We start from the raw sequence: 24,917 nt of genomic DNA, 5'->3' as shown, positions 1-24,917 counted from the left end.
AGGTTACTAGACGGCGCGATCCCACCGGGAGATAAAAGTCGCTGCCGTCGTGCGGTTTCTCGATCGTGTGAGTCGCTCACATCGGTGTCTTTATACAGATCCGCAAACGCAGCGGCGTTTCGCGGCCGGTCGAGACGCAAGCGGTCGCCGGACCGATCCGTGCCGGCGACTCAGATCCCGCTAACGAGGTCCTCGAGCACGGCCTCGGGATCGTCGGCCTTCGCGACGCCGGAGGCCAGCAGCACGCCGGCGGCGCCGAGGTCGCCGGCGGTCGCGACGTCCTCGCCGGTCGAGACGCCGGCGCCGCAGAACACGTCGACCGCGGGGTCGACGGCCTCGGCGGCCGCGACGGCGTCCTCGACGATCCCGGGGTCGGCGGTGGCGACGGAGACGTCGCCGCCGATGAGTTCCGGGGGCTCGACGGCGACCGCGTCGGGACCGAGCGCGGCGGCGGCCCCGACCTGAGCCGGGTTGTTCGCGCAGACGATCGTCTCGAGGTCGGCTCGCTCGGCGGCCCCGACCGAGCCGTCGATGTCCGCGAGCTTCAGCCGTTTCTCGGAGTGGTTGATCAGCGTCCCCTCGGCGCCGTTATCGGCGGCGGCCTCGGCGAGGGTCGACCCCGTGTGCGAGCCGTGGGCGTTCGGCGAGACGTGCTGCGCCCACGTCTCGACGCCGGTGTCCGCGACGCGGGCGAGGTCGGCGGCCTGCGGCGAGACCGCGATCCGCGCGCCGGACGCCTCGGCCACGTCGCGGGCGGCGGTCGCGACGTCGATCGGATCGCACGGGTACGCCTTGAGGTTCACCAGGATGAACATACGCGCATTCGGGCGGCGCGGCGCAAATAGCTTCGTGGTTCGCGGCGCTCCCGGGCGAGTCGTCGTCCCAACGACCCACCCGCGAGCCTCGGTTCCGAGGAGCGCTCCCGGCCTCCGGAGCAGAAACGACCTTATACCCCGACGCTGTGGGTCCGACAAGAGATGTCCCTCATCGAGCTCATCGCGGGCGTGGAAGCTCACGAGGCCACGCTGACCGTGTTCAACGCCGACCCGGCGGTGACGGACGAGCTCCGACGGCACTTCGCCGACCGGAACGTCCGGATCGTCGCCGACCAGACCGCGTCGGGGCCGGAGGAGTTCGCCGTGCTGGCGCGGGACGGGGAGTTCGTCACGGCCGCGACCGTCGACGACCTCCTGTCGCGGCCGAGCGGGGACGAGACGGAGGGTTCCAGCGCCGGAGACGGCGAGCCCCGAGCGCGGGGCGGCGCCGGCGACCGCGTCGGACGGCCGGTGTTGGACCACCTCGACGAGACGATGTTCACCTCCTACTCCCGGGAGGACATGGTCGCCGCGTCGCGGGAGATAGAGGACCGCGCGTGGCGGGTCGGGAACGGGGAGCTCCACGCGGGGTTCCAGACGCTCGACGTGCTCAGCGGCGAGTCGGAGACGTACGACCTGCTGGGCGAGAAGGCGGACTTGGACGTACACGCGTACGCGGCCGCCGAGGGCGAGGCGCCCGAGACGGACCACTACACCGTTCACACGGGTCGGACCGCCGAGCTGCGCGAGACCTGGTTCGTCGCCTACGACGGGGGCGGTTACGACGAGGCGAAGTGCGCGCTGCTCGCCGAGGAGCGGGCGCCGGGCGAGTTCTACGGCTTCTGGAGCTACGACCCGGAGACCGTCGACTACATCATCGACTACCTCACGGAGCGGTACGGGGTTCGGGCCGCCGAGGACGCTGACGGGACCGGAGTTCCGGGAGAGGGCGCGACGAGGGGCGACGCGGGCGGCGAGGAGAGCGAGTAGCGCGGCCCGGCGGTGACCGGGCCGGTCGGTCCGCGCGTCAGTCCTTCCGCTTGACCACGTCGCCGAGCGTCATCGTGCCGGCGTCGTCGGTCTCCCAGTCGGCGTCGTCGGCCGACTGCCCCTCGACCAGGGAGATGTCGAGCGCGCGTTCGAGCTTGCGCTGGACCTCGTCGGTCGGGAGCGTGTCACCGCGTTCGAGCTTGCGGATGAGGCTCGCCTTCTCGTTGAGCTGGTCGGCCAGCTCCTCCTGGCTCAGCCCGCGCGACTCACGCGCCTCCCGGATCCGCTCGTCGTAGTCGGTGGCGATCTCGTCCATGTCGTCGAACATGTCGCGGGGACGGGTCGAGCCGCCGGAGCTTCCGGAACTGCTCGACGAGCCGGACGAGCCGGACGACGAGGACGACGTCCCGGTGCTGGAGCTAGTGGAGTACTTGCCGCCGCCGGAGCCCGTCGACTCGTCGCGGACCTCGGTGCCGAAGTCCGTACACGAGCTACAGAGCTCCAGTTCGGCGCCTTCGACCTTCGTCGTCGTCAACGAGGCCTCGTCGGCGCCGCACATCTCACACTGGGGCATACGCGTCGCTAACGCTCCCGGTGATATAAAGGGTGTGCCGCGGCGCCGCGGGGACCCGGTTCCGTTCGGCCGTCGCGTCGACCGCGCTCGGAGTTCGGTGCCGCACCGAGCGCAATCGTGCCGCGGCCGGTACCCACTTGTCGCCGCGGCCGGCAGAGTGGGTATGGACGTCCACGTCACGCGCTCACACCTCCGGGGGACCGCCCGCGCGCCGCCGTCGAAGAGCTACACGCACCGCGCGCTGCTCGCGGCCGGCTACAGCGGCGGCGCGACCGTCGAGTCGCCGCTCGTCTCCGCCGACACGCGGGCGACCGCTCGCGCCGTGGCCGCGTTCGGCGGGTCGGCCGCGCCTGCCGGGAGCGAGCGCGGCGGCGACCGACCCGCCGAGATCCCGGACGACGCCGATGCGCTCGCGGTCGAGGGGTTCGGCGGGCGCCCCGGAGTCCCCGACGACGTGATCGACTGCGCGAACTCCGGGACGACGATGCGGCTCGTCACCGCCGCGGCCGCGCTCGCTGACGGCACCAGCGTGCTCACCGGCGACGGGTCGCTGCGCTCGCGGCCGCAAGGCCCGCTCCTCGACGCGCTCGGCGAGCTCGGCGTCCGCGCGGAGTCGACCCGCGGCAACGGGCAGGCGCCGCTCGTCGTCTCGGGCCCACTTTCCGGCGGCGAGGTCGCGATCCCGGGCGACGTCTCCTCGCAGTACGTCACCGCGCTGCTGATGGCGGGCGCGGTCATCGACGAGGGAGTCGAGGTCGAGCTCACGACCGACCTCAAATCCGCGCCGTACGTCGACATCACGCTCGAACTCCTCGCCGACTTCGGCGTCGAGGCGACCCCGGTCGACGCGGCCGGCGACCCGCTCGACGGCGCCGCCGGCGCCGCCGGCTTCTCCGTCCCGGGCGGCCAGACCTACGCGCCGAGCGGCGGGACGTACGCGGTCCCCGGCGACTTCTCGTCCATCTCGTACCTGCTCGGCGCGGGCGCGGTCGCGGCCGAACCCGGCGAGACGGTCCGAATCGAGGGCGCGCGGCCGAGCGCGCAGGGCGACGCCGCCATCGTCGAGGTCGTCGAGGAGATGGGCGCGCCCGTCGACTGGGACCGCGAGGCCGGCGAGATAGCGGTCGAGCGCGCCGATCTCTCCGGCGTGACCGTCGACGTGGGTGACACGCCGGACCTGCTTCCGACGATCGCCGCGCTGGGCGCCGTGGCGGACGGCGACACCCGGATCGAGAACTGCGAGCACGTCCGGTACAAGGAGACCGACCGCGTCTCCGCGATGGCCGAGGAGCTCGGGACGCTCGGCGCGGAGACCACGGAGGAATCAGACGTGCTCACGGTCCACGGCTCCGAGAGCGACCTCGCGGGCGCGACCGTCGACGGCCGAGGCGACCACCGGATCGTGATGGCGCTCGCGGTCGCTGCGCTGGCGGCCGAGGGAACGACGACGATCCGGGGCGCCGAGCACGTCGACGTCTCCTTCCCGGGCTTCTTCGACGCGATGGCCGACCTCGGGATGGACGTCGAGCGCGAGGGCGTGATCGAATAGTTCATTCACAAACGAATGGCGGTGCGGTGGCGCGCGCCTCCGAGGGGCCGCCCGTGGCGGCCGCGAGGAGCGCGTGCGAGGGAGTCGCGAGCGCCCGCAGGGCGTGAGCGACGAGGCTGGGGAGGCGTGAGGCGCGGTCCCGCGAGCGACCAGAGGGAGCGAGCGGGAGTAAGGAAGTCGCAGCCTGCGCAGCGACCGAAGGGAGCGAGCAGGACCGTCTTCCGGTGGTGCGGTCGCGGTCGGGTGGGATTCAAAGGGGCAGCCGCGAGGCCGCCGTAGGCGACGTAAGCACCGCAGGGAGCGAACGAAGTGAGCGACCGAGGAGCGCAACGAGCGTACGGCGGCCTCGCGGCTGGGGCTTTGGCGGTGTTCACCGCCGGCCTCTCGTCGGTCGCGTATTACCGAGCGGCTGGGGCTTCGTGAGTGCTCGTCGTCGAGTCAGCGACCTTACTGATCGCCCGTCTTTCGAAACGGATCGCAACGCTATCTTATCGGGACCGACGGGTACAGGTGTCCGCCGGAACGACACGCTGGTATGGACGACATCGATGTCGAGCCGGTCGACCGGGTCGACGAGCCCGAAGACGAGGGGGCCGACGAGGCCGACACCGCCGTCGAGCCCGCGGAGACGGACGAGGCGCTGACCGTCGACGACGACCTCGCCGACCTGCCCGCGGGCGTCGACGCGCCCGACTACGTGCTGTACGGCGGGAAGGGGGGCGTGGGGAAGACGACGATGGCGGCCGCGACGGGGCTCGCCTCGGCCGCGGGCGGCGTCCGGACGCTCGTCGTCTCCACCGACCCCGCGCACTCCTTGTCCGACACCTACGAGACGGAGATCCCCGCGGAGCCGGCGCGCGTCCGCGAGGACCTTCCCCTCTACGCCGCCGAGATCGACCCCGACGCCGCGATGGAGGAGGGGATGTTCGGCGCCGACGCCGACCCGCTCGGGGGACTCGGGGAGATGGGCGACGCGATGGGCGGGATGGGCGGCGACGGGCCGATGGGCGGCGCCGACGCCGGGGCGGCGGGCGAGGACGGAGAGGGGCTCGGCGGCCTCCTCGGCGGGACGATGCCCGGCGCCGACGAGGCGGCGGCGATGCGCCAGCTGCTGGAGTACCTCGACGACCCGCGGTTCGACCGCGTCGTCGTCGACACCGCGCCGACCGGCCACACCCTCCGGCTGCTCCAGCTGCCCGAGATAATGGACTCGATGCTCGGCCGCGTGATGAAGCTCCGCCAGCGCTTCTCGGGGATGATGGACGGGATCAAGGGGATGTTCGGCGGGGGCGACGACGAGCCCGACCCCTCCGCCGACCTCGAGGAGCTCCGCGAGCGCATCGAGCGCCTGCGGGCCGTCCTCCGCGACCCCGCGAAGACCGACTTCCGCGTCGTGATGATCCCGGAGGAGATGAGCGTCGTCGAGTCGGAACGCCTCGTCGCCCGGCTCGACGAGTTCGGTATTCCGGTGAACACGCTCGTCGTCAATCGGGTGATGGAGGGCGTCGACGACGTGACCGGCGGGGGCGCGAACGGGATCGACCCCGACTGGGTCGTGGAGCCGAACCCCGACACCTGCGAGTTCTGCGCGCGCCGCTGGGAGGTCCAACAGAACGCGCTCCGCGAGGCGACGGACCTGTTCCGCGCCCGCGAGGTGAAGCGCGTGCCGCTGCTCGCGAACGAGGTGCGGGGCGAGGCCGCGCTGCGGGTCGTCGCTGCCTGCCTGAACTGAGCTTCGAGCCGCGGCCGCGCCGTCGGTTCTACTCGGGCACGCTCCCGAGCAGTCGGTCCCGGACTATCTCCGCGACGCCCGAGAGGTGCGCCTGTCCGAACAGCCCCACCAGGACCGCGCCGACGGTGTTGTACATGAGATCCAGGATCGTGTCGTCGAGCCCGTGTTGCGCCAGCGGCATGTCGATCCCCGTTTCGGTCGCGACGATGTCGAGGCCGAACTCGAACAGCTCCCAGAGCACGCCGAACGCGAGGACCATGACGACGATGAAGACGAACGCGAACCGCGACGGGATCCGGATCCCGTCGCTGTGGAGGTCGACCGCCCGCAGCGTCGTGTACCCGACCGCGGCGACCAGCGAGGCCGACAGCGCGTGTGTCATGTGGTCCCACCACTCGACCCGGGCGTAGAACCCGGCCGACCCGACCGTGTGAAGGAACACCGCCATCGTGATCCACAGCGCGAGCCACGGGTCCAGCGGGAGGTCGTACCGACGTTCGAGCGCCGCCGGAATCAGCGTGACGAGGAAGGCCATGACGCCGTTGCTTATCGCCTTCTGTTCGCCGGCGAGGAAGCCGTACGCGACGATGACGACGAGGAGGACCTGCATCGCGCCGGTGAGCCGCCGCTGCGATTCGAGCGAGGGACGGGGGAGCAGCGTCATCGGCGCACCACCCGCCGAATGACGCGCCGGAGGCGCCGCCCCCGCCGCCGGAAGTAGCCGTCGAAGAGGAGTCCGGCGGCGAGCCCCGCCAGCGTCACGTACAGCCACTCGATCATCAGCGCGTCGTTCGTCGTCAGGTAGGCGGTCCCGGCGCTCTGGTCGAGGTTCCAGCGTAACACCGTCCACACCGCCGCCGTCGCCAGGGTCGCCATCACGACGAAGGCGACCGCGAACCAGTGGGTCACCCGCAGCGACGTGAACATGTGGAGGTCGACGGTGACCACGAGCGCCAGCGCCGCGATGGCGACGTACGTCGCGAACGTGCCGAGTTCGCCGCCGAAGACCGCGCGTACGAGGACCGGCAGCAGCGCGAGACCGACCAGTTCCGCCGGCAGCATCGCCCGCCAGTCACGGGCCGCGGCCGTGGGCGCGAGCACGACCGCACCGAGTCCGACGACGATGGCCGCCGACGGGAGGTCGTAATCGAGCGCGCTCTCGACGAGGACCCCCGCCAGGACCGCGATCATCGCCCACGCGGCGAGCGCGTTGAGCCGCCCGTCGCGGACCAACCGCTCCAGCCGGTCCTCGACGGTCTCCGGCTCGCCGGCGTCCGCCTCGGCCGCCCGCGAGTCGCCGGAGTCCCCCTCGGCGCCGTCCCCGCCGTCGCGCCGTCGATCTCCGTCCATGTCCGGTACGGAGACCGGCGAAGGTTATAACCTGTTGCTACGGGACGGGGTCGCGACCGCGGAACGCGGCTCGACGAGCCGGTGGCACGCCGAACGGACGCCCTTTTACCCCGTACGACCGTTCGACCGGTATGAACTGCCGGCGGTGTGGCACCCCGATCGAGAGGCCGGGGGACTACTGTCTGACCTGTAACACCGCCAACGCCGACGCGGTCGTCGCGGAGTTCGAGACCGACCGCGCGCACCTGACGATGCTCGACGAGGACGCCGTCGTGGGCGAGACGACGATCACCACGCGTCCGGAGGACGACGAGCGCCTGACCGAGGTTCAACTCCGGAACTTCGCCGGCCGCGTCGCCGACGAGGTCCGACGGAAGCGACCCGAGACCGTCTACGCGGCGGGGGAGCGCGAACCGCTCCGCGAGACCCGCGCACAGCTCCACCACGAGTTCTACCGCGTCCCCGACGGCGGCGCGAGCGAGAGCGGCCGGGACGGCGCGGCGACGGCGAACGACGCGCGCGACGGCGACGATCCGGAGGACGTGAGCCCGGTCGTCCGGTGGGTCCTCGGCCGACGCGGCGATCGGTCGCTGGCGGTGGTCGAGACGCCGCCGCGCGAGAAGATCGGCGGCTCACACTCCACGCTCATCGGCGATCGCAAGGGGCGGAAGGCCGTCCAGACAGTCGCGGAGCATCCGCACGTCAAGAAGATCGTCCCCGGTCCAATCGACGCCGGCGGCACGGGCTCGCGGACGGGGCTCCGCGCGAAGGCGACGCGCGCGGGGACGAACGGCAACGTCCGACTCCTCTTGCGCGACGGCTCCAGCGTTCAGGAGAACCGGATCGTCACCACGGCGATGGATCGGGAGACCGGCGAGCGCGTCCGCGAGGACCTCAACGAGGCGCTCCGCGACGCCGAACTCCAAGACGTGTAGCCGCGGGATCGGCGCTCGCGCGCCGCGCCGTTCCGCTCGCTCGTCGCGCCGTTCCGCTCGCGCGCCGCGCCGTTCCGCTCGTTCGTTGCGCCGTTCCGCTCGTTCGTTGCGCCGTTCCGCTCGTTCGTCGCGCCGTTCCGCTCCTCCGTGATCGGATCTGTTCCTCAGTGTATCGATCTCGGGCGCACGGGCCGGAACCGACCGCAACCGACCGCCGCTCTGTCGCGAGGTTTTTCACGAGACCCGGCGTGTCGAACGGTGTGAGCACCCTCGTTACGCTCGGTGCGGGCGTCCTATTCGGCCTGGCGCTCGCGGCGCCGCCCGGCCCGATGAACGCGGTGATCGCCGAGGAGTCGGTCCTCCGCGGTCGCTTCGCCGGCTTCCGGGCCGGACTCGGCGCGGCGACCGCCGACGCGATCTTCTTCGTCCTCGCGTACGTCGGCGTCGTCGCGGTCGTGGAGTCGTTCCCGCTGTTACAGGGCGTCATGGTCGCGGTCGGCGGCGTCCTGATGCTGTACTTCGCCGTCGGCGCGGCGCAGGGGGCGCGGGCGTCCTTCCGGCCGACCTCGGGCGAGGAGCCGATCGCCGCGGAGGGGAAGGGGTTCCGCAAGGCGCTGGTGCTCGCCTTAACGAACCCCTACCAGGTGCTGTTCTGGCTGACGATCGGCGTCGGGCTCCTCCGGCCGGGGCAGCTCGACGTGCTCGCCCGGCTCCCCGTCGTCGGGAGCGACCTCGCCGGGGTCCTCGTGGTCGCCACCGGCTCGCCCGCGCTCATCGGCGGCTTCTTCCTCGGCGTGTTGACGTGGATCGTCGGCTTCCCGACCGGGCTCGTCGCCGCCGAGCGCCGGATCGAGGCGTTCGCGCCGATCGTCGCCGTCGGCTCCGCCGCCGTGCTCGCCGGCTTCGGCGTCTACTTCCTCTACGACGCCGCGACGACGCTGGCGGCGCTCGGGGCGTAGCGAGCGCGACCGACCGACTTCCCGCCCGCCACCGCCTCCGCGACCGAACGGTTCGCGATCCGCATGGACAACGGCTTTGACCCGTCGGTGCGACCGACCCGTATGTTCGAGAAGACGACGTGGATCAAGCTCCCGCGGAACGTGCTCGTGGGACACGGCGTCCTCGACGACCTCGGGGAGGCGGTCGGCGACCTCTACCTCACGGGGCGGCCGCTGATCGTGACGAGCCCGACGCCCAACGAGATCGCGGGTGACCGCGTCCGGGCGCAGTTCGACGACCCCGCGACCGCCGTCGTCGAGGAGGCCTCCTTCGACGCCGTCGAGGAACTGAAGGCGACCGCGGAGGCGGTCGACCCCGGCTACCTGATCGCCCTGGGCGGCGGGAAACCCATCGACATCGCGAAGATGGCCGCGGACCACCTCGACGTGGGCTTCGTCTCCGCCCCGACGGTCGCCTCCCACGACGGCATCGTCTCCGGGCGCTCCTCGATCCCCGAGGGCGACACGCGCCACTCGGTCGCGGCCGACCCGCCGCTCGCCGTCGTCGCGGACACGACGCTGCTCGCGGAGGCGCCGTGGCGGCTCACCACCGCGGGCTGTGCCGACATCATCTCCAACTACACCGCGGTGAAGGACTGGCGGCTGGCGCGCCGACTGCGCAACGTCGAGTACAGCGAGTACGCGGGCGCGCTCTCGGAGATGACCGCGGAGCTGCTCGTCGAGAACGCCGACATGATCCGGCCCGGCTTGGAGGAGTCGTCGTGGGTGGTCGTGAAGGCGCTCGTCTCCTCGGGCGTCGCGATGTCGATCGCCGGCTCCTCGCGGCCCGCGTCCGGCGCGGAACACCTCATCTCCCACCAGCTCGACCGGATCGCCCCCGGCAAGGCGCTCCACGGCCACCAGGTCGGCGTTGCGTCGATCATGACCGAGTACCTACACAGCGGCGAGAACGGGCGCTGGAACGCCATCCGCGACGCGCTCGCGGAACTCGACGCGCCGACGACCGCGAGCGAACTGGGGATCGACGACGCGGAGCTGATCGCCGCCCTGACGAGCGCCCACGAGATCCGCGACCGCTACACCATCCTCCAGGGCGGGATCAACGAGGAGGCCGCGGTCGAGGTCGCGACCGCGACGGGCGTCATCGAGCGGTAGTCGCGACGCCGCTGTCGCGACGACGCTTTCGGGACGGGCGGGGGCGAAACGTCCCGCCCGACGGGAGCACCCGAAGCCGACTTATCGCTCCGTTCCCTCCGTCCGATATGTCCACCGCCAGCGTTCGCGAGCGGGCCAAAGCGCGGGCCACAGAGATAACCGTTCTCCTCACGCTCGTGGGTTACGGCGCCGTCGGCGGCGTGTTCCTCGTGCCGGAGTTCCAGGCGCTGTTCCCCACACTCACGCAGGAGACCGTGAACCTCCTCGCGCACGCCATCGCCGCCGTCAACACGGTCACCGTGATCACCCTCTCGCTCGGGTGGTACTGGATCCGCAACGACGAGGTGAAGAAACACGCCGCGGCGATGACGACCTCGTTCGGCCTCATCCTCCTGTTCCTCGGGATGTACCTCCCGAAGGTCGCCGGCGGCGGCACCAAGGAGTTCGTGTTGGACTCGGCGTACGCCTGGGTCCCGCTGTGGGACCCGGTGTACCCCGCCTACCTGATCATGCTGGCGATTCACATCGTCCTCTCCGTGGTCTCCGTCCCCGTCGTCCTCTACGCGATCGTCCTCGGCCTCACGCACACGGAGCGTGAGCTTCGGAACGAGACGCCCCACCGTCGCGTCGGGCGGATCGCCGCGAGCGCGTGGATCCTCTCGCTCGTACTCGGCGTCGTGACGTACCTCCTGTTGAACCACCTGTACGACTCGACGTTCGCGGCCGCCGAGGCCGCGACGGTCCTCCTGCCGGGCGTGCCGGTCTGAGCGCCCCAGCCGGGCCCTCCCGCTCGCTTCCGGCCGCCCCCGCCGTCGGGTCCCGGCCGCCACCGCCGCCACCGAAACGCTTGAGCGCGGGCCGCGACACGCCTACGCATGACCGACTGGATCGGCGAGACGTTCACGAGCGACGCGGGCTGGAACCACCTCCTCGACCTCGTCGACGTCGGCGACCGGATGGCCGGCTCGGCGGGCGAGCGCGAGGCGCTGGAACTGACCCGAGACGCGTTCGCCGACGCGGGCGCGCGCGACGCGGCGGTCGAGGCGTTCGAGATCCAGGGCTGGGAGCGCGGCGACAGCGCGGTGCGGGACGCCGCGACCGACGAGCCGGTCGCGGTCGGCCCGAACGCCTGTATCGCGCTGCCGCGGAGCCCGAGCGGCGAGGCGACCGGCGAGTTCGTCGACCTCGCGCACGGCGTCCCCGAGGAGTTCGAGGCGGACCTCGAGGGGACGGTCGTGATGGTCTCGTCGGACACGCCCGACTCGGTCGACCGGTTCATCCACCGCCGGGAGAAGTACTACCGCGCGGTCGACGCGGGCGCCGCCGCCTTCGTCTTCGCCAACCACGTCGAGGGGACGCTCCCGCCGACCGGAAGCGTCGGGACCGCGGACGCGCCCATCGGGGACATCCCGGCGGTCGGCGTCTCGAAGGAGACCGGCGCTCGGCTCGCGCGACGGCACGAGGGCGACAGGCTGACCGTCGCGGTCGACTGCGAGACGCCGACGGCGACGAGCGGGAACGCCGTCGCGGAGCTCGGCCCCGACACCGACGAGCGCCTGATCGTCTCCTCGCACGTCGACGCCCACGACCTCGCGGAGGGCGCGATGGACAACGGGGCGGGTACCGCGACGATCGTCGAGGTCGCGCGGGCGCTCGCGGCGCGCGAGGACGAACTCGACGTGAAGGTGCGGTTCGCCGCGTTCGGCGCCGAGGAGGTCGGTCTCGTCGGGTCGTCGGTGGCCGCCGAGGCGGCCGACCGGGAGGCGGTCCGCGCCGTCGTCAACGTCGACAGCAACGTGTTCGGTCGGACGCTGCGGCTCGATCACCACGAGTTCGACGCGCTGGCGGCGGCCGCCGAGCGCGTGAGCGACCGCTTCGACCACCCGATTTCGACGGGCGGAGAGCTGGTCCCCCACAGCGACCACTGGCCGTTCGTGAAGCGGGGAATTCCGGGGTACATGGTCTCCGGCGAGACCGAGGGGCGCGGCCGCGGCTGGGGACACACGCACGCCGACACGCTCGACAAGCTCGAGTCGCGGAACCTCCGGGAACAGGCGATCCTCCTGACGGAACTCGTCGTCGACCTCGCGGACGCGGACGCGTCGATCCCGCGCCGCGATCGCGACGCTATCGCCGCGGCGCTCGAAGCCGAGGGGAAAGCGACGGGGATGAAGCTCACCGGCGACTGGCCGTACTGAGCGAAGCGGGCGACGGACGAGAAAACCGGGGGTAACGTGTCGCGCCGGGCCGAAAGAGGTCGGGTCCGGAGTCCGTCAGGCGACGACGAACTGGTTCCAGAACCCTTCGATGACGAAGAACAGCGCGTAGTACGACGACCACACCAACACGATGAGCGACGCGGCGATCGAGCTCTTCGGCGCCTCGATATCCATGTCGTTGCGGGCTTCGACGTTGCGCGCCTCCAACTCGAAGAAGTCCGCGATGAACATCGTGAGCACGAGCACCGACAGGATCGTCCCGCTCACCGGCGAGTCGAGGATGAACAGGAAGCTCAGCAGGACGAGCCCGACGTTCGTGAAGACGTGCGGCGTGTACGCGTCGACGCTGTCGGCCTCTCGCCCCTGTTCGACATGCCGCCTGTGCGCGAGGTGCCGCGTCGCGAGGTTCGCGACGGTCATCACGAAGATCGCGTACGGCAGCACCGGCCCGACGACCGACAGCCAGCCGAGGGGAACGAGGAACTGCAGTGGGTCCATATCCACCATTTCCGTTCAGGACGTATTAGAGCCTTTCCGATCGACGCGCCCGTCGAAGCGTCACTCCACCGTCGGGGAGAGGAGGTCCACGGTCGTCGCGGTCTCGATCCGGACCGAACGGTGGGGTTCGACCGCTCCCCGTCGGGTCCCGTCGACGACCAACGCGACGGCTTCCGCCTCGCGCTCGACCGCGACGCGGACGCCGCCGCTCGCGACCCACGTGTCCGGCCGCGTCGTGAACGGCGAGATCGGAACGACGGCGAGGCCGCCTCCCGGCGACACCACCGGACCGCCGGCCGCCGCGGCGTACCCGTCGCTGCCGAGCGGCGTCGCGACCACGGCGCCGTCCGCGCGCACCGAGACCGTCTCGCCGTCCGAAAGGGCGATCCCGTACTCCGATATCCGAGCCGGCTCCGCCGTCACGAACGCGACGTCCGCGGCCGCGAACCGACGCCGACCGTCCCCGGTGCCCTCGACCGCTAAAACCGGATGCGCGACCCGCGAGAACTCGTCGAACCGCGCCTCGGCCCCGCCGAGACCGCCGACGACGCCGCCGATCCGGTCGGCCGCGAGGCCGGGAGCGACCGCGTGACGGCCGGTCCCGACCGGGAGGACCGGAACCCGGCGCGCGTCCCCCTTCGCGACCGCGCGCATCGCGTCGCGAAGCGCGTCGCCGCCGACCGCGACGACCGCGTCGGCCTCAGTGAGATCGGTGAGACGGGCGCTCGCGGCGGTCGCCGCCGACCGGATCGACGCCGCCGGGGCGCCGTCACCGAGAACTGCGAGACCCCGCGTCGACTCACTCATGCGCGAGGGTGGGGCGAGCGGCGGTGAAAAGCTCCCGGTTCGTCGGCGGGCGTCGGGCGCGACTCCCGAACGGCGTCGAAGCGGACTGGAAAAAGCGAGACGAGCGAGGGTGCGTTCAGTTCGCGGCCGCGTCGTCGTCGTCGTTGATGGCGTCGCGGAGCTGCCGGCTGGCGGGAATGAGGACCCAGAACGTCAGCGCGCCGAGCACCATTAGCCAGAAGAACACGTCGCCCGCGAACACGCCGACCTCGCCGTACGCCGTGTTCACGCCCTCCGCCGGGTTCACGAGCTGTACCACGTCGTAGTACGACGGCGTCCGGTACCAGCCCCCGAAGGTGATCCACCCGAGGCCCCCGATCGCGAACAGGGCGAAGCCCTTGATGAACTCGTCTGCCATTACCTCACGTTTCGCTGGGGTCGTCTTGAGACTTTCCCATCCCCTGTCCGCGGAACCGAGTCCCGAGCACGTACACGGCGGTTCCGAGGAGGATGAACCCCACGCCCGTGATCGCCAGTATCGCCACGAGCACGTCTTCCGGCGGCAGGATACCGGCGTTGTCGAGCAGGTAGACGATGATCGTCCGGACGAAGCTTATCTGAAGCGTCGCGGCGTCGACGAGCGTGAACCCGATCAGGAAGGTGACCACCGCGGCGAGCGTCGAGAAAACTGTCACCGCCTTGTACAGCCGGAACGGGACGACGACCTCGCGGCCGCCCGGGCCCGCCCGCGGACCCGTCGGCTCGCTTCGCGGGTCGGCGTCGTCGTCGCCCGCGATTGGGTCGCCGGTCTCGTCGAACGACTGCGTGGAATCGCCGTCTGATGAGGATGTCATGGGTGATGCGGAGCGGGTCGGAAGGGGAGAGAGATTTCGACCGCGACGCGGTCCGGGACGCGAGGCGGGCGTTACTTCGGCGGCCGCAGCATGTAGTACCGACGGTTGAGGTCGTACATGTACCCCTCTCGCATCGTCTTCAACACCGCGTAGGTGATGAGGCCGGCGGCCACCGGGAGCATGAACGTGAGCGAGAGCAGCAGCTCGAGCTGGAACGGGAAGAAGTTCTGGATGGCGAGCACCGCCAGCGTGATCGCCAGCACGACGCCGGTCACCCCGAGCGCCGCCCAGCCCGGCTCCTCGACGGGACGCCGCGCGTTCCCCTTGTTGAGGAACGGCACGAGCGTGATGACGCCGAAGATGACTCCGTGGGCGATGAGACCGTACAGCTCGTTCGACACGATGATGTTACCGCCCAACACCGCGAGTCCGGGGTTGATCGGGCTGAGCTTCAGCAGGCCGAACGACCAGTAGAGGTACCAGTCGGGCAGGATGATCGCCGGCGTGGAACCGGGGTTGGCCGGATCCCCGAAGTGGGACGGCAAGATCGCCGCCACGAGCAGCATGATCCCCAGGAAGAAGGACGTGATCGCGAGGTTCCGGATCGTCTCGTGGGGCCACGTCGGGAAGCCGAGCACGTCGCGCTCGACGTACGTCGACTCCGCGCGGAGGTCCTCGTCCTCGCGCCGGGAACGCTCGAAGTACTGGTAGGTGAGCTGCGCGAGCCCCTGGCTGCGCTCCTTCCGCTCGGACCAGGTCGGGGTTTCGTCGTCCGGCGGGACCGTCGCCGGCGGTCCGCCGTCGGTACGCGCCTCCTCGTCGGTGCCTCCGTCGGTCATGGGGGTGGTGTCGTCGGTCATTGGATTAGTGCGGCTCCGCGATGCCCTGCACCCAGACGATACCGACGTGGATCGCGATGAGCGCGGTGACCACGAACGGCAACACGAACACGTGCAGGATGTACATTCTCACGAGCGTCGCCTGCCCGAGGGTGAACCCGCCGAACAGCAGCTGCGCCGCCCACTCCCCTACGATGGGGGTCGCGAGCGCCAGTTCGACGCCGATCTGCGCCGCCCAGAAGGACAGCTGCTTCCACGGGAGAACGTACCCGGAGAAGCCGAACAGAAGCGTCAGGGCGATGAGCACGACGCCGAGGATCCAGTTGACCTCGCGCGGTTCCTTGTACGCGCCGGTGAAGTAGACCCGCAGCATGTGGAGGAACACCGCCGCGACCATGAACTGCGCCGCCCAGCGGTGGATCGAGCGGAGCATGAAGCCGAACTGGACGTCTTTCATGATCATCACCAGCGAGTCGTACGCCGCGGTGGGGTCGCCCTGTGCCGCCGCGCCCGCGGTCGACGGCGCGTAGTAGAACCCGAGCAACGCCCCCGATACCGCCGCGAGTAAGTACGCGATGATAGAGAGGGACCCGAGCGAGTACAGCGGGTACCAGTACCAGAACTTGTTGTCGAGGTCGTACTGCTCGGTGTGGCTCTTCGGCATCTGGAGGTTCGCGCGGTAGTACATCGTCTCCAGGAGTTCGAGGTAGTCGACGATGCGGAGCCGCTTGTCGAGCCAGATGAGCGTGGTCAGGAACGCCGTCTCGATAGCGGTGAGGTCCTGACTCTTGAGCCACGCGTTGTGGTCCATGTCGTCTTGTTTTTTCAGACTCATTGTCGAATCACTTCTTGTAGTACGGGTACACAGCCCGTTTCAGCGTGTCCGTGAGACCGTCGGTGTCGAAGGTCTTTCCGTCTTTGTCCTCCTCGCGGACGTACAGGTCCTCCCACTTGCGGCGGCGTTTCTTCACGATCATCACGTCCGGGAGGAACTCCTTCCGGTACAGCAGCAGGATGAACGCGAGGTCGATGAAGATGAGCGCGAGCAGCGCGCCGACGTACATGTTCCCGGCCTCCGTCGACGCCCAGGCGGACATCAGTCCGTAGGTGAACAGCGCGACGAAGACGACCTCGATGACCGTGAGCAACACGATCGCGATCGCGGCCGCGGTGCTCTCGCGGGCCGGCTCGTACCGGTGGATATCGCCGTACGAGGAGCCGCCGGAACTCATCTGGCACCTCCGTGGCCGGTGTGGGCCGACTCGCCGTACTTGAGCATGTAGAACGTGAACACGAACGTCAGCCCGATACCGAGGATCGCGGAGATGCCGACCCAGTGGGCGTGAAGCGGAACGCCGACGTAGGCGATGCTCTCCGGCCACCCGGTGTTGCCGCCGCCGCCGACCTCGACGGTGGCGACATCGCCGCCGACGGCGAGGCCGCCGTGCATGCCGACCGCGGTGTGGGGTACGCAGTGGTAGTGGGTGATACCGGCGTCCTCGCTCGAGGTCTCGTACTCGTAGGTGTACCCCTCCTCACCGACCGGGGCGCCGCTGTCGAGGCTGGCCGGGCCCCCGCCCTCGACCGTCTGGACGTTGTGAGACCCCCCAGCGCCCGTCCACTCCCAGGTGACCGTCGTCCCTTCGTCCACCCAGACGAGCGTCGGGTCGAACGCGAGGCCGTTGCTGCCGGCGCCGACCGAGATGGTCACCTCGTCTTGTCCGCGGGCGTCGGTGTACGAGCCCACGTTCCCGTCGGCCGCCCCGCTCGGCCAGTCGGGCTGTACCTCCTGTGCGGCCGCCGTTCCGGTCGCGCCGGCGGAGGCCGCGACGGCGGCGGTCGCGCCGCCGGCCGTCCGCACGAAGTCCCGCCTTTTCATACAGTTTCACTCAGGACGGGGTCCGCTTAAACCCACCGACTGAAACCGCCGACGTGGCGGAGTTTGCGGGGCCTGAGACCGCCGATATCGACGGATTATCAGTTTCGGTCGGGCTCGGTTACGTCGGCGTCCTCGTCGGTTCTCCCGCCGGCCTCGTCGGTCACGACGCCGTCCTCGACGGGGACGAACTCGGGCCGCTTCTTCGCCTCGCGGAGCGCGCGTAGCCGGTCCCGGTACTCCTCCGAGCGGAACCGGTCGGAGAGCCGCGCGTTCGCCACCATCGCGAACAGGAAGGCCCCGACGAGGAGGAAGACGATACCCATCGCCGGCGCGACGATGGTGTCGAGGTCGGTCACGGCGGTCGCGCCGAGCAGCGCGACGCCGGCGAGCACCTGTACCGCGGCGACCGCCTGCATCACGACGTTGCCGAACTCGCCGGACCCCTCCGGAACGCTGTCCGGGTGCGGGAGCGACCAGTTCGCCGGCGGCTCGGGCACCTCGTACGAGTCCATCGCCGCGAGCGCGACGACCGGCTCGATGTCCCGGAGCACCGTCCCCTCGCCGCGCACCTCGCCCGTGGGACGGATGATCGCGTAGCCCTCGTCGGAGTAGACGAGGATGCGCTCCTCGCCGTCCTCTCGGACGCGCTCCAAGACGCCGAACACGTCGCGGGTCGCGATCCGCGACTTCAGTTCGGCGTCGACCCGGTCGAGGAGTTCGTCGCCGGTGATCCACGTGTCCGGGTCGAAGGCGGCGCCCCACTCCTCGGCGCTCATCTGCGCCATGTCCGACGGCCCGAACTCGTCGAAGTCGTACTCGGATTCGACGCGCTCGCGGAGGGCCTCGATGTCGGTCTCGCCCTCCCGGGTCCCCTCGTCGGTCCCGTCTCCGGAGGGGTCCCCGGCGTCGGTCTCGTCCCCGGAAGGACCCCCGGCGTCGGCCGGGGTGCCGTTCTCCTCGGCCTCCGAAGCAGGGGTTTCCGGACCGTCGGACGCCGGATCTGCCGGCTCCTCCGGCGGCGACTCCGACTCCGACCGCGTCGAGGTGTCCTCCATCACCTCGGCGGTACGTGCTCCTGACGCTAACTGTTTTCGTCCGCGTCCGGCCGGGGGGCCCCGTCGCCGGACGCGGATCGCGGGGCTTTACGCGCCGGAGCACGAACCGATCGTATGGTCGACGAGTCGGTCATCGCGGCGCTTGCCGGGATGTCCGTGACGGCGAGCCTGCCGTTCCTGTTGTACGGCGCTTGGATCATGATCGACACGGAGACGGTGTCGTGGAACGTGTTGATGCGGCACCTGCGGTACATCGTCGCCGGTCTGCTGCTCACGACCGTCCCCCTCGTCGGGTGGATGATCCCGCGCGTCCTCGACCAGGTGAGCGGGCTGGCGATCGTCCACGCGTTCTTCGGCGTTCAGGCGTACGCCCTGCTGGCGTTCGCGCTCACCGGGATCGTGCGGATCTTCCAGGCGAAGCGGAACGCGGACGCCTACGAGGACCCCAGCGTGGACATCGACGAGCTCCACGAGGACATGAGCCACTGGCGGAAGCGGCTCCGGGCCGGCGTCGCGGGGTTCATGCTGCTGTGGCTGTGCGCGTGGGTTACCGGCCTCTACCGCCTTATCACGCTCCACTTCGGCTCGCTGTTCTGAGCGCGACGCGCCTCGTGCGGCCGACGTCGAAACGGGTCACCGTGGGACCGACATCGAGCGGGTCCCCGCGTGGCCGTCGTCGGAACGGGTCTTCCCGACCGACAGCTTCAATCCGGGGTTGTCCCTACCAGTGGTATCGTGGCAGTCACCTTCGACCTTTTCGGGACCCTCGTCGACGTCGAGTACCCGTCCGATCCGGCGGAAGCGGTCGCGCGCGAACTGGAGTCCCGCGACGTGGCGGTCCCGGACGACTGGCACGTCGCGTACGGCGAACGGCACGTCGAGGCGCCGGCCGGCGCGGAGGTCCCGCTCCCCGCGCACGTCGCCCGCGCGCTCGACTCCCGCGGCGTCGACGCGGATCAGAACGTCGCCAGACACGCCGTGATCGCGGCGTTCGACCCGGACGTGACCCGACGCGACGGCGCGCTCGACGCGGTTCAGGGGGCGGGCGAGCGCGGGCCGGTCGGACTGCTCTCGAACTGCGCGGTCCCCGAGCTGGTCCCCCGAACGCTGATCCGCGCCGGGCTCCGCGGGGAGTTCGACGCGGTCACGACGAGCGTCGGCTGCGGCTGGCGCAAGCCCCACCCGTCGGCGTTCGAGGCCGCCGCGGAGGCGCTCGGGGCCTCGACGACCGCGCTCGTCCACGTCGGCGACGACGCGGAGGTCGACGGGGGGATCGTCGCCGCCGGCGGGCGCTTCGTCGACGTGACGGAGACGCCGCTGTCGGAGGTCGTCGTCGAGCTCGAAGCGGAGTAGGAGCGGGGTTCGGCGGGGGCGAGCGGGTCACTCGAACCCGCGGTCGGCCAGCCGCGCGCGCCACGCCCCCTCGACCCGTCCCTCGGTCACCAGTTTCTCGACGTGCGCGGCGACCGTCGCCAGGGCGAGGTCCCGCACGCCGGAGAGGTCCTTCTCGTAAGCGCCGTCGACGACGGCGTCGAGGTCGGCCGCGCCGCCGTCGATCGCGGCGATCACGTCGCGTTCGCGGGCGATTCGATGTTCGATCAGCCGCCGGCAGGTCGCCGCCGGGTCGTCGATCGCCGGGCCGTGTCCCGGGAGCAGTCGGTCGTAGCCGGCGTCGCGAACCCGTTCGAGGCTCGCGAGGTACGCGGCGAGGTCGCCCTCGGGCGCGGCGACGGCGACGCTCCCCTCTGCGACCGCGAGGTCGCCACAGCACAGCACGGCGCGCGACGATCGTTCCGGCGGTCCGCCGGCCTCCGGCCCGCCGACCGCGAACGCGACGTGATCGGGCGCGTGCCCCGGCGTGTCGACCGCGCGGACCGCGGTGTCCGCGACCGTCTCTCCGGGCGCGACCGTCTCGTCGGGGGCGATCCCGGCCGCCGCCGCGAAGCGGTCGGCGTGGCCCTCGCGGGCGACGACGGTCGCGCCCGTCAGCGCGGCGTAGTCGGCGACCGCGCCGACGTGGTCCGGGTGGGCGTGGGTGACCGCGATCGCCTCGACGGACGGGGCGGCGAGCGCGTCGGCGGGGCCGCCCGACGGGGACGACCCCCGCTCCGCCACCGCGGCGTCGAGCGCGTCGGTCCGGGCCGCCGGGTCGACGAGGAGCCCGTCGAGGACGTAGGCGTTCGTAGTCCCGTCGGGGGCGCGCGTGTCGACGGGGACTTCGACCCTGGTGACCACGGGGTCGTCGAGGCGGTCGGCGTCGTCGGGGTCGTCGAGGCGGTCGGCGTCGCCGGGGTCGTCTGCTGACACCGCTCAGTCCCCGCGACCGAGCGACGACCGGGCGGCCGGGCCGGGCCCGGAGCCGGGGCGGTCGCGGCCCGGGATCGGCACGTCGGTGTCGCCGGCGATCGCGTACGCCGCGAGGTCCGCGACGCCCGCGTCGACCGCATCGACCGACTCGTAGGGGCGGCCGACCACGACGTCGCCGGCCGTGTTCCGATTGATCCCCGGTATCGCCGTCAGCTCGTCCATCGAGGCCGAATTGACGTCGAGCGGATACGGGACGCCGGTCACGGAGCGATAGCCGTGGTCGGTGATCGCCACGTCGATCGCCGTGCCGAGTTCGCGCTCGCCCGGCACCGCGACGAGGAGCGCGTAGGTCCCGAGCTGGCGGCCGAACGTCTTGCCGTCCTGGTGGTACTCGAGGTGGAGGTCGGGCAGGACTGTCCCCGGCGGGACGACGCGGTCGAGCATCGGATTGTCGATCGTCTCGCGGACCTCCCGCTTGTACGCCTGGAACTGGTCTTTGTGTTCCTGCGCGATGTCCGCGCCCGTCTCGGCCATCTCCGTCCCGGCGAACGCCATCACCTGCCGGATGTTGATCCGGCGGAGCATCAGCCCCTCGTCGTACACCGTCTGGAGGAACCGCTTGTTGTGCTCGTACGTCTCCGGGCGCTCGCCGGTCAGCCCGTGGACGAGGTTGATCCCGGGGAGCAGCTTCGGCAGCCGCGGCGAGGCGTCAGGGCCGGTCGAGGGACCGGTGACTCGGGACGTGTCGCCCGGCGTCGTCTCGGGGGCGTCGCCCGGGCGCCAGCCGCCCTCCTCGTTGACGACGCGGACGGCCGCTAAACACTCCTCAGCGGTGACGAGCAGGTTGTTCTCCTCCTGGACGACCGGGTCGGCCGATTCGAGCCCGAACGCGGCCGTGTCGCCGGGGGTGTTGTGCTCCGCGATGACGCGGATCGCCTCCCGCGACGCCTCCGGGTAGTCGGTGATCGTCACCGGGTTCATGTTGTCGAGGTGGAGCGTCCGGAGGTCGGGCGCGACCTCGCGGATCCCGCCGTACAGCTCCCGCAAGGCGTCCGGGTTCGGCGCCTCGCCGTCGCCGCCGAACGCGAGGATGTCGGCCTGCCGACCGAGCCGGAAGTGGCGCACCCCGCGGTCCGAGAGCGCGTCGACCTCGTCGACGACGGACCGCGCCGCGCGGAACGCCGGGTCGCCGTACAGGGGTTCCGTACAGAACGAGCAGCGGTACGCGCAGCCGCGCGAGGTCTCCATCTCGCAGATGAGGTAGTCGGGGTGGTTCGGGTGCTGCTCGACGACGAACGCCCCCTGCCGGGCCCAGCGGTCGACCTCCTCGTTCGTCCGCATCCGGTTGCCGTACCCCTCTAACCCCTCGCGGACGAGGTCGTGGGCCGCGGCCTCGACGTCGCCCATCGCGACGAAGTCGTAGTCGAGGTCGTCGCGCTGCGTCTCCTGTGCGCCCGCGTTCTCCTCGCCGACCCCGAACCGCACCGGGCCGCCGAGCAGGGTCACGCCGTCGGCGGTCCAGCCGAGCTCGCGCACCTCGTCCGGCTCCGCGGGCGTGCCGCCGACGTAGCTCCCGGGCACCGTCATGCCGCCGACGTACACCATGAGGTCGGCGTCCGCCACGTCGGCGTGTTTCGACCGGTCCTCGCGGAGTTCGTCGATGGTGTGGTAGGTGATCCGGGACTCCGGGACGCCGGCGTCGACGAGCGCGCCGGCCGTGTACCGGGGGTACGTCGAGAGGTACGGCGGGACGCCGAAGTGGGCCGGCTCGTCGACGTACCCGTCGACGATGGTGACGGAGAGGTCGTTCGGGTCGGCCGGGAGCGACCCCCGAGCCGACGCGGGCGAATCGGTCATGTTACCGTCCGTAGTCGGCCGAAAGGGGAAAAGCGTGCGGAACGGCGGAGCGGACGGGAGAGGCGGCGGGCGGACCGACCGCGGCGGGCGGTCGCTTATGTCGGAACGGCCGAAACCGTCACCCGTGCCCTCCGAGACGCCAGCTCGCCGGCGGCGTATCGTACAGCTCCTCGTGACCGGCGCGGTCTGCGTCTTCGCCGCGGGTCAGTTCCGCGCCGCCGACCCGCGCCCGTGGAGCGCCGCGGCCGCGTGGGCGGTCGTCACCGCCCTGCTCGTCGGACCGGCCGCGTGGCTGGCTCGGGACCGGCTCCCGCCGGACCGGTACGAGACGCTGGCGTCCGTCGCAGCGGGCGCGGCGGTCCTCGTCGCGATCGTCTGGCTCGGCGTCGCGCTGGCGTTCGCGCCGAGCCTGTTCCCGTACGGGCCAGGGTTCGCCGCCGGCGTCGCATCCGGGGTCCTCCTCGCGCTGCTCGCGGAGCGGACCGTCGTTCCGGAGCGCATGCGCGGCGCGGGGCTCTGACCGGCCCGTCGCGCGGAGCGCCGATCGCCGTCGCGTTTCGGGCCCCCGAGTCGCCGCCGCCACGCCGTTTAAGCCCTCGCCGGCACTACGACCGTATATGCCATCGACGATGGAGGTCAAGTGCGTCAGCGACGACTGCGAGCTGGACATGTTCGAGAACCACTACACGTACGACGTGCCCGACGACCACGCGGTCGAGGACCTCTCGTGTCCGTACTGCGGGGGGAGCAACCTCGTCGAAATCGAGGTGTGAGCCCGTGAGCCGACTCGTCGAGACCGGTCGGTCGGCGCTCCGGAACGCCCTCGAACGCGTCGGCCGCGGGTGGGGCCGCGTCCAGGAGCGCCGCCCGCTCTCGTCCGACCTCCTCGAGAGCGACGACGCGTACCTCGTCGTCTTCGACGCCCCGGGCGTCCGCGGCGAGGACGTCGACGTCACCTTCCTCGACCGCACCGTCGAAGTGAGCCTCGAACGCTTCCGCGACTTCTACGACGGCTACGACCTCGTCTTCCCCGGCCGCGGCGTCTCGCTGTCCGGGAGCGTCGACCTCCCGCGCGACGCCGACGTGACGCCCGAGGGCGCGAACGCGACGCTCACGCGCAACGGCACGCTCCACGTCGAGATCCCCAAACGCGGCGGGTCGAGCGACGTCGACGTGGTCGAGGAAGACGACTGACCGCGCCCGTCGGGCCCCCGCTCCGCCCGGCTACTCCCCCTCGGTCCGGTTCGACAGCGACATCCCCTCCGCGATCTCGAACGCCTCGTCGCCGTCGAACCGCGCCGGGTCGAACGCGCCGATCCACGGCGAGTCCGGCGCGTCGGACGCGACGCCCGCGAGCGACGCCAGCACGCCCTCGGCCACGGTCTCGCCGATCGCGGGCGCTCGCATGAACCCGTGGCCCTGCCAGCCGGCGGCGACGAATAGGGAGGGGGCAGGAGCGCCGATCGAGTCGCGGCCCGCGGTCTCGTCCGCGTCCACCGGCCCGACGAGCGGGTCGCCGTCGGGCGTCGCGGTACAGAGTCCGGCCCACGACCGCGAGACGTCTGCGTCGGGATCGATTTGCTCGGTTCGACCGTCGCGACCGAGCCGCTCGTCGAGGACGGCCGCGACGTCCTCGCGGAACCAGTCGTCCGCCTCGCGCCGGTAGCCGTCGGGGTCGGCCGGCACCGGCTCCGTGCCGTCGCCCGCGAGCAGCCCGTCCGGGTGCGGGCGGAGGTACGCGTCCGCGGTGGCGTCGTAGACCATCGGGCCGTCGTAGGGCTCGGGGCAGACGAGCGCCTGGACGCGGTAGGGAACGACCGGGACCGAGACGCCGGCGTCCGCGAGCAGCGACCGCGTGTGCGCCCCGGCCGCGACGACGACCGCGTCGAACGCGCGCGTTTCGGCCCCCGAATTCCCGTCGGCGCCGGCGTCGCGGCCCCGGATCTCGCGCCCCGCGTCGGTCCGCGGGCCGAGCGCGACCGGCGTCTCCGTCTCGACCGCGACGCCCTCGCGGGCGGCCCGGCGGCCGAGGGCGCGGACGTAGCTCGGCGGGTCGGTCCACCCCGCCCCCTCCGCGACCGCGGCGACGGCGAGGTCGTCGGTCCGGAGCGCGGGGAACCGCTCGCCGAGCGCGTCGGGGTCGACGAGCGACACCTCGCGGCCGTGGGCGCGCATGCGCTCGACCATCGCCGGGACGGCGTCGGCGTCGGGGTCGCCCTCGCGGACCGCGATCACGTACGGGCAGGGCGAGAACGAGAAGCCGGGCAGCGACCGGTCGAACGCGCGGAACCGCTCCAGCGCGCGGGCGCCGACGGCGGCGTCGACGTCCTCGGCGTAGGCGTCGTAGAGGACGCCCGCCGCGCGCCCGGAGCTCCCGGCCGCCAACTCGTCGCGCTCGTACAGCGTCACGTCGGCGCCGCGGGCCGCGAGGTCGTGAGCCGCCGTGACGCCGACCGCGCCGCCGCCGACGACCGCGACGGTCGGCGCGGACTCGCCTTCCTCGGTCATGGGTCTGGACACGCGAGCGACGATGAAAAGCCACCGGGACGATCGTAGTTCTTTAT

29 protein-coding genes are annotated in these 24,917 nt (G+C 71.4%); 13 read left to right on the top strand and 16 right to left on the bottom strand.

Features of this window, described 5'->3' with window-relative positions:
* Window positions 1-170 precede the first annotated feature (170 nt).
* A complete protein-coding gene (gene tpiA / locus BM286_RS08535; protein ID WP_092921130.1) occupies window positions 171-815 on the bottom strand; it encodes a triose-phosphate isomerase in 645 nt (214 codons plus the stop codon).
* A gap of 162 nt (window positions 816-977) precedes the next feature.
* On the opposite strand from tpiA, the gene BM286_RS08530 reads away from it, so the two are divergent.
* Window positions 978-1,805 (top strand): DICT sensory domain-containing protein, encoded by an 828-nt coding sequence (locus BM286_RS08530; RefSeq protein ID WP_092921129.1) that lies wholly within the window; start codon window positions 978-980, stop codon window positions 1,803-1,805.
* A gap of 37 nt (window positions 1,806-1,842) precedes the next feature.
* On the opposite strand, the gene BM286_RS08525 is transcribed toward BM286_RS08530, so the two are convergent.
* Window positions 1,843-2,379, bottom strand: coding sequence for a multiprotein bridging factor aMBF1 (locus BM286_RS08525; RefSeq protein ID WP_092921128.1), 537 nt, complete (start codon window positions 2,377-2,379; stop codon window positions 1,843-1,845).
* Between the two features lie 163 nt (window positions 2,380-2,542).
* Between BM286_RS08525 and aroA the strand changes: the two genes are divergently transcribed.
* The gene (aroA, locus tag BM286_RS08520; protein WP_092921127.1) at window positions 2,543-3,928 is read left to right on the top strand and encodes a 3-phosphoshikimate 1-carboxyvinyltransferase; all 1,386 of its coding nucleotides are present in this window, start codon (window positions 2,543-2,545) and stop codon (window positions 3,926-3,928) included.
* A gap of 535 nt (window positions 3,929-4,463) precedes the next feature.
* Window positions 4,464-5,660, top strand: a complete 1,197-nt coding sequence (locus BM286_RS08515) for an ArsA family ATPase (RefSeq protein ID WP_092921126.1) — start codon at window positions 4,464-4,466, stop codon at window positions 5,658-5,660.
* 28 nt (window positions 5,661-5,688) lie between these two features.
* Here the strand turns inward: BM286_RS08515 and BM286_RS08510 are convergent, their stop codons facing one another.
* Window positions 5,689-6,324, bottom strand: a complete 636-nt coding sequence (locus tag BM286_RS08510; RefSeq protein WP_092921125.1) for a hypothetical protein — start codon at window positions 6,322-6,324, stop codon at window positions 5,689-5,691.
* On the bottom strand, window positions 6,321-7,010 hold the full coding sequence (locus tag BM286_RS08505; protein ID WP_092921124.1) for a hypothetical protein: 690 nt from the start codon (window positions 7,008-7,010) through the stop codon (window positions 6,321-6,323). Before BM286_RS08505 ends, BM286_RS08510 begins: the two co-directional genes overlap by 4 nt.
* A gap of 131 nt (window positions 7,011-7,141) precedes the next feature.
* Here BM286_RS08505 and BM286_RS08500 point away from each other — a divergent pair, with 131 nt between their 5' ends.
* The 5 genes from BM286_RS08500 (at window position 7,142) to BM286_RS08480 (ending at window position 12,257) form a co-directional block, all read left to right on the top strand.
* Window positions 7,142-7,945, top strand: a complete 804-nt coding sequence (locus BM286_RS08500; protein WP_092921123.1) for a DUF2103 domain-containing protein — start codon at window positions 7,142-7,144, stop codon at window positions 7,943-7,945.
* Between the two features lie 260 nt (window positions 7,946-8,205).
* Window positions 8,206-8,904: a LysE family translocator gene (locus BM286_RS08495; protein ID WP_092921122.1), complete on the top strand. Its 699-nt coding sequence runs from the start codon at window positions 8,206-8,208 to the stop codon at window positions 8,902-8,904.
* A 102-nt stretch (window positions 8,905-9,006) separates the two neighbouring features.
* Window positions 9,007-10,059: an NAD(P)-dependent glycerol-1-phosphate dehydrogenase gene (locus BM286_RS08490; RefSeq protein ID WP_092921121.1), complete on the top strand. Its 1,053-nt coding sequence runs from the start codon at window positions 9,007-9,009 to the stop codon at window positions 10,057-10,059.
* Window positions 10,060-10,166: 107 nt separating this feature from the next.
* The gene (locus BM286_RS08485; RefSeq protein WP_092921120.1) at window positions 10,167-10,826 is read left to right on the top strand and encodes a DUF420 domain-containing protein; all 660 of its coding nucleotides are present in this window, start codon (window positions 10,167-10,169) and stop codon (window positions 10,824-10,826) included.
* Window positions 10,827-10,934: 108 nt separating this feature from the next.
* Window positions 10,935-12,257 carry a M28 family peptidase gene (locus tag BM286_RS08480; protein WP_092921119.1) on the top strand — a complete coding sequence of 441 codons (1,323 nt, stop codon included), beginning with the start codon at window positions 10,935-10,937 and terminating at the stop codon, window positions 12,255-12,257.
* Window positions 12,258-12,332: 75 nt separating this feature from the next.
* On the opposite strand, the gene BM286_RS08475 is transcribed toward BM286_RS08480, so the two are convergent.
* The 9 genes from BM286_RS08475 to BM286_RS08435 all read right to left on the bottom strand — a co-directional run bounded on the left by BM286_RS08475 (window position 12,333) and on the right by BM286_RS08435 (window position 18,189).
* On the bottom strand, window positions 12,333-12,776 hold the full coding sequence (locus BM286_RS08475) for a DUF7313 family protein (RefSeq protein WP_092921118.1): 444 nt from the start codon (window positions 12,774-12,776) through the stop codon (window positions 12,333-12,335).
* Window positions 12,777-12,836: 60 nt separating this feature from the next.
* Window positions 12,837-13,583, bottom strand: coding sequence for an NAD(+)/NADH kinase (locus tag BM286_RS08470; RefSeq protein WP_092921117.1), 747 nt, complete (start codon window positions 13,581-13,583; stop codon window positions 12,837-12,839).
* A gap of 115 nt (window positions 13,584-13,698) precedes the next feature.
* Entirely contained in the window at window positions 13,699-13,980 is a 282-nt protein-coding gene (locus BM286_RS08465; protein WP_092921116.1) for a DUF7314 family protein, read from the bottom strand.
* 4 nt (window positions 13,981-13,984) lie between these two features.
* Entirely contained in the window at window positions 13,985-14,416 is a 432-nt protein-coding gene (locus BM286_RS08460) for a DUF7315 family membrane protein (protein WP_092921115.1), read from the bottom strand.
* A 71-nt stretch (window positions 14,417-14,487) separates the two neighbouring features.
* On the bottom strand, window positions 14,488-15,276 hold the full coding sequence (locus BM286_RS08455) for a cytochrome b family protein (protein WP_092921114.1): 789 nt from the start codon (window positions 15,274-15,276) through the stop codon (window positions 14,488-14,490).
* Window positions 15,277-15,280: 4 nt separating this feature from the next.
* Window positions 15,281-16,090 carry a cytochrome b gene (locus tag BM286_RS08450; RefSeq protein WP_092921113.1) on the bottom strand — a complete coding sequence of 270 codons (810 nt, stop codon included), beginning with the start codon at window positions 16,088-16,090 and terminating at the stop codon, window positions 15,281-15,283.
* 7 nt (window positions 16,091-16,097) lie between these two features.
* Window positions 16,098-16,487, bottom strand: coding sequence for a DUF7318 family protein (locus BM286_RS08445; RefSeq protein WP_092921112.1), 390 nt, complete (start codon window positions 16,485-16,487; stop codon window positions 16,098-16,100).
* Window positions 16,484-17,134: a halocyanin domain-containing protein gene (locus BM286_RS08440; RefSeq protein WP_092921111.1), complete on the bottom strand. Its 651-nt coding sequence runs from the start codon at window positions 17,132-17,134 to the stop codon at window positions 16,484-16,486. The genes BM286_RS08445 and BM286_RS08440 overlap by 4 nt, the downstream gene beginning before the upstream one ends.
* A gap of 98 nt (window positions 17,135-17,232) precedes the next feature.
* Complete coding sequence (locus BM286_RS08435) at window positions 17,233-18,189, bottom strand: DUF7319 domain-containing protein (RefSeq protein ID WP_092921110.1); 957 nt, start codon at window positions 18,187-18,189, stop codon at window positions 17,233-17,235.
* Window positions 18,190-18,303: 114 nt separating this feature from the next.
* Between BM286_RS08435 and BM286_RS08430 the strand changes: the two genes are divergently transcribed.
* Window positions 18,304-18,786 (top strand): DUF7321 family protein, encoded by a 483-nt coding sequence (locus tag BM286_RS08430; RefSeq protein WP_092921109.1) that lies wholly within the window; start codon window positions 18,304-18,306, stop codon window positions 18,784-18,786.
* Between the two features lie 138 nt (window positions 18,787-18,924).
* A complete protein-coding gene (locus BM286_RS08425; RefSeq protein ID WP_092921108.1) occupies window positions 18,925-19,542 on the top strand; it encodes an HAD family hydrolase in 618 nt (205 codons plus the stop codon).
* Between the two features lie 27 nt (window positions 19,543-19,569).
* Here BM286_RS08425 and BM286_RS08420 read toward each other — a convergent pair whose 3' ends face one another.
* Both BM286_RS08420 and BM286_RS08415 read right to left on the bottom strand, forming a co-directional pair.
* Window positions 19,570-20,424, bottom strand: a complete 855-nt coding sequence (locus BM286_RS08420) for an MBL fold metallo-hydrolase (RefSeq protein WP_245779340.1) — start codon at window positions 20,422-20,424, stop codon at window positions 19,570-19,572.
* Window positions 20,425-20,499: 75 nt separating this feature from the next.
* Complete coding sequence (locus BM286_RS08415; RefSeq protein ID WP_092921106.1) at window positions 20,500-22,353, bottom strand: radical SAM protein; 1,854 nt, start codon at window positions 22,351-22,353, stop codon at window positions 20,500-20,502.
* 124 nt (window positions 22,354-22,477) lie between these two features.
* Here BM286_RS08415 and BM286_RS08410 point away from each other — a divergent pair, with 124 nt between their 5' ends.
* The 3 genes from BM286_RS08410 to BM286_RS08405 all read left to right on the top strand — a co-directional run bounded on the left by BM286_RS08410 (window position 22,478) and on the right by BM286_RS08405 (window position 23,547).
* Entirely contained in the window at window positions 22,478-22,873 is a 396-nt protein-coding gene (locus BM286_RS08410) for a hypothetical protein (RefSeq protein WP_092921105.1), read from the top strand.
* Window positions 22,874-22,970: 97 nt separating this feature from the next.
* Complete coding sequence (locus BM286_RS15605) at window positions 22,971-23,126, top strand: DUF7559 family protein (RefSeq protein ID WP_167603372.1); 156 nt, start codon at window positions 22,971-22,973, stop codon at window positions 23,124-23,126.
* Window positions 23,127-23,130: 4 nt separating this feature from the next.
* Window positions 23,131-23,547, top strand: a complete 417-nt coding sequence (locus BM286_RS08405; protein ID WP_092921104.1) for an Hsp20/alpha crystallin family protein — start codon at window positions 23,131-23,133, stop codon at window positions 23,545-23,547.
* 30 nt (window positions 23,548-23,577) lie between these two features.
* Here the strand turns inward: BM286_RS08405 and BM286_RS08400 are convergent, their stop codons facing one another.
* On the bottom strand, window positions 23,578-24,861 hold the full coding sequence (locus BM286_RS08400; RefSeq protein ID WP_092921103.1) for an NAD(P)/FAD-dependent oxidoreductase: 1,284 nt from the start codon (window positions 24,859-24,861) through the stop codon (window positions 23,578-23,580).
* Window positions 24,862-24,917: the final 56 nt, after the last annotated feature.

This window comes from Halorubrum sodomense (genome assembly GCF_900111935.1).
Lineage (GTDB): Archaea > Halobacteriota > Halobacteria > Halobacteriales > Haloferacaceae > Halorubrum > Halorubrum sodomense.
This window is presented reverse-complemented; position numbering and strand designations above follow the sequence as displayed.